This window comes from Mycolicibacter sinensis, from assembly GCF_001667375.1.
GTDB lineage: Bacteria > Actinomycetota > Actinomycetes > Mycobacteriales > Mycobacteriaceae > Mycobacterium > Mycobacterium sinense_A.
In genome coordinates, this window is record NZ_LZIN01000092.1 from 1 (window position 1) to 4,478 (window position 4,478).

General features: G+C 72.0%; 2 protein-coding genes. Both read left to right on the plus strand.

The annotated features are described in order from the left end of the window. Positions 1–553 precede the first annotated feature (553 nt). The gene (gene gjpA / locus A5771_RS18545) at positions 554–1,759 is read left to right on the plus strand and encodes an outer membrane porin GjpA (protein WP_064856662.1); all 1,206 of its coding nucleotides are present in this window, start codon (positions 554–556) and stop codon (positions 1,757–1,759) included. Positions 1,760–1,844: 85 nt separating this feature from the next. Next, on the plus strand, positions 1,845–4,478 hold a 2,634-nt coding region (locus A5771_RS24475; RefSeq protein WP_131808936.1), incomplete at its 3' end, for a PGRS repeat-containing protein.

Here is a 4,478-nt window from a genome sequence, read left to right on the forward strand (position 1 = left end):
GCCGGGGGGGGGGGCGGGCGGGTGTGCCCGGCGCCCCCCCCCCCCGCCCGGGGGGGGGCCCCCCCCCCCCCCCCCCCCGCCCCCCCGGGGGCCCCCCCCGGGGGGGGGGGGGCCCCGACTGCTGTGCGCCGACTCGGCCGCGCGAGGGCGTGTGTTCGCGTGAGGCGCCGTAAGAATCGCGGATCCGCCTTGCCCGCCCGCCGATGGCGGAGCCGGCAAACTCGCATGAAGGGGGTTCCAGCGACCGCACATCTGCGTACCCCAGGTGCACACCGCCCCCCTTCACACCGGCTGAGTGCATGTCGAGTGCGTCAGAGTGCACAACTTTCCGACACATACTCAGCCTATGCACACTCGAAAGCGCTGACTCTGGACCCGTTAGGTGTGCCACCTCGGACGATGGATGAAAAAAATATGACGAAGATTGTTGCGTCTTAGGTTACTCACGGTTAGTGTTCTATTTCACATCAGTGAATAAGTGTGATTTTCAGGAACAACACGGCAGCGCCCGACCCCTGAGGCGCTCGCCGAGGGCGGCACCTCACAAAAGGAGATGGCTGTGCAGCAAACCCTTCGCCCCTATGTCACCGCCGGTATCGCGATCGTCGGCTCCGGCCTGATCGCGGCCACTCCGGTGGCGACCCCGCTGGCGAGTGTCCCGACCGTCCGAGATGTCGCGCTCACGGCGGGCGGCGGTCTGCCCGACCTGGTGGCGCCGTGGACGGAGGTGTTCAACGAGGCGTCGCGGAACTCGACCATCCTCACGCAGAACTTCCTGCTGGCTCCCTGGGCGGGGTTCCAGCAGATGCTGGCCAACCAGTCTCAGTTCTGGCAGCAGATTCTCGACGACCCGTCGAAGATCCCGGACGTGATGCAGCAGATGCAGAGCAACCTGGACTCGGTGCTGACCGGCTACACGCTGCAGAACGCCTCGGGCAGCTTCGGCCTGAACGGATTGGAGGGCACCATCGGCACGGTCGGCGTGCACACCCTCAGCGGAACCGATGCGGCCACTGCCCCTATTTCCTTCGGTCACGACCTGCTCTTCGGGCTGCTGCCGCAGTTCCTGCCCGCCGATATGGCCCCGATTGCGACACCGATCGTCAACTTCTTGGCCTCACCGCTGAGCGCAATCATCATCGGGCAGTTGGGTCCGTCGATTGCCCCGTGGGTCGCGATGATGAACAGCATCCAGGACGGCGACAACTTCAACGAGATCATGGCCAGCTGGATGGGCGGCTACCTCAACGGCGCCACGCTCAACCTGGACTTCCTGCTCCCGCTGATCGCGCAGACCGGCTTGCTGCCGGAGGGCAATGAGATCGACCATCTGAGCTTCACGTTCGGCGGCCTGCTGACCCCCGGCGACGTGGCCGTGGGTCCCTACCAGGTGACCGACCAGGCCGGCAATCTGGTCGAGGTCCCTGCGGTCGGCGGCTCGATCTTCAACAGCCTCGGGATTTCGCTGACGACCAGCGCGCTGGGGACTCCCCTCACGATCGCGATCGACGGCCACGGCATCGGCCCGATCGCGGCCCAGGAGGCCTGGAGTCAGACCGTCGCGGCGTTGCTGGGCTCGGGCTGGACCGGCAAGGACCCGATCGAGGTCAGCCCGCCGTGGCCGGGAATCAACTTCCCGACAGTTCCCGACGACTTCTTCGACGACGGCGGCACCGGCTCGGGCGCGGCGTCCGATGCATTGGCAGGTATGGACCTCAGCGACATCGTCAACGCGCTCCTCGGCGGCGTCGACGCTTAAGTCGGTCCGCCCGCTATTCCGATATTCCCTCTGACAACTTCCAGCACTGCATTACAGAACCGCTTCACAGGAGAGGTGTTCGCAAATGAGCCGTCGCAGCAGCAGCCAGCCTGATAACTCCGGATCGCGCTACCGCAAGCGGGTGGTCGGTGCCGCCAGTGCGGTCGGCGCCTTCCTGGCCTTCGGTATGGCACCGTTGGCCGCCGCGCCTACCGCGCATGCCGACGTCGATTTCGACCTCGGCGATGTCTTCGGCGACCTGTTCAGCTCGTGGACCTCGACCGACCTCGGTGACGGGGCCACCTGGGACTTGGGCGCCTTGTTCGGCGCTGCTGACCCGGGCAGCGCGGCGGGCGATCCGTTCTCGTGGACCGGGATCATGGACCAGTGGTTCTACGAGCCGCTGCACACCATGACCCAGCTCTGGATCACCAGCTCGTTCGGCCAGTCGATTGATGGGATGATCAACGACTGGTCCGGCCTGTACCTGATCGGCAACGGTGTCGCCGGTACTGTGGACAACCCCGACGGCGGTGACGGCGGGCTGTGGTTCGGTGACGGCGGCGCCGGCTGGAGCAGCACTGAGGCCGGCACGGCCGGCGGCAACGGCGGCGATGCGCTCGGCTGGCTGGGCAACGGCGGTGCCGGTGGTGCAGGTGGAGCCGGCGCGGCCGGCGGTGACGGCGGGGCCGGCGGCTGGTTCATGGGTAACGGCGGCGCCGGTGGCGCCGGCGGTGCGGCGACGGTTGTGGGCGGTGCCGGTGGCGACGGCGGCGACGGCGGAGCGGCCGCGGCCTGGTTCTTCGGCAACGGTGGCGCCGGCGGCGTCGGCGGTGCCGGGGTCGATGGTGCCGCGGGCACCCTCGCCAACTCCGGGACCGGCGCCGGTGGGGCCGGTGGCGCCGGCGGTAATGGCGGTGCCGGTGGGCGCAGCGGCTTCATGTTCGGCGACGGCGGCAAGGGTGGCGCCGGCGGGGCAGCCGGAGACGGCGGCAACAGCGTCACCGGAACCACCAACGATGGTTTGACCGGCGGCGCCGGCGGTGCGGGCGGCAACGGGGGCGCCGGCGGCGCACGCGCCTCCGGCTACTACGCAGGCTCCTTCTACGGCAGCGCCGGCCAGGCCGGCGACGGCGCCGACGGCGGTAACGGGGGCGCCGGCAGCGATGCGGTGAAGGACGCCAACGGGGACTACCTCGGCCAGGGCGGCCTGGGCGGCCAGGGCGGCGACGGCGGTGACGGCCAGCAGGGCGGCAACGGCGGCGCCGGTGGTAACGGCGGCGACGGCAACGGCCTCAACAAGACCAACCCCGACTCCCCCTGGAGTACCGGCGGCCAGGGCGGCTCCGGCGGTCAGGGTGGCGATTCGCTGGGAGCCAATACCGGCGGTAACGGTGGTGACGGCGGCAAGGGTGGCCTCGGCACCGTGGGCTGGGGAGGTCAGGGCGGCTTCGGTGGCTCCGGCGGTGCCAGTGACGCCGGCACCGGTGGCGCCGGCGGCAACGGCGGCCTCGCCGGCAATGGCGCCACCGATGACAACACGGTCGCAACCCATGGCGGTCAGGGCGGCTTCGGTGGAACCGGCGGCAACAGCAACACCGGTACCGGTGGCGCCGGCGGCCACGGCGCGGCCGGCGGCGACGGAACGCTTCAAGGCGGCAACGGCGGCGGCGGCGGTCAGGGTGGCGGCAGCACTAGCGGCAATGGCGGCAACGGCGGGGACGGCGCCGCTGCGGGCAAGGGGCTGGGCTGGGTGCACAACGGCACCACCTGGAGTATCGGCGGCAACGGCGGCTCCGGCGGTACCGGTGGCGGCGCTCAAGGCACCGGGAACGGCGGCAACGGTGGCGCGGGTGTGGCCGGCGCCGACGGCGCGACCGGCGCGGGAGTGGTCAGCATCGGCGGCGACGGCGGGAGCGGCGGCGGCGGCGGAACCAGCAGCGGCGGGGCCACCGGCACCGGCGGCAACGGTGGGGCCGGCGGCGACGGCACCGCCTCCGGCGGCGACGGCGGCGACGGCGGCGCCGGCGGGCTCGGGTTCTCGGGTCTCGGTCCCAAGAGTGATGGCGGCGCCGGCGGCAACGGTGGCGCCGGCGGTGACAGCGGTGGTGTCGTCACCCCGGCCGGCGCCCCAGATGGCTTCGGCACCAGTCACGCCGGCACCGGTGGCACCGGTGGGGCAGGCGGCCACTCCTACGCCCACACCGCCGGCGGCAACGGCGGCACCGGCGGCGCCGGCGGCGCCGGAGCGGGTGCGGTCGACGGCGGTACCGGCGGCACGGGTGGCGCCGGCGGTAACGGTGGCACCGCGGGCACCGGCGGTGACGGCGGTGCCGGCGGTAAGGCGGCGGCCGGCAATGGCGGCGCCGGCGGTACCGGCGGTGCCGGTGGCAACGCTGATCCGGGTACTGACGGTGTCAGCGGCATCCCCAACCCGTTCTTCGGCGGCGAGAACGGCCCCGGCGGCAACGGCGGCAACGGCAACACCGGCGGTACCGGCGGTAACGGTGGGCAAGGCGGAGCCTCCACCAACGGAACCGGCGGCAACGGCGGCGCAGGTGGGGCGGCCGGCGACGGCGGGGCCGGTGGCGCCGGCGGGCCCGGCGGCACCAACCCCGACACCGGCAACGGCTACAACGGTGGCAATGGCGGTGACGGCGGTGACGGCGGGACCGGCGGCAACGGCGGTGGCCACGGCACCGGCGGCGCCGGCAACGGC

Coding starts and splice junctions, on each gene's coding strand:
- gjpA (WP_064856662.1), top strand. CDS start 554: ATGGCTGTGCAGCAAACCCTTCGCCCCTATGTCACCGCCGGTATCGCG.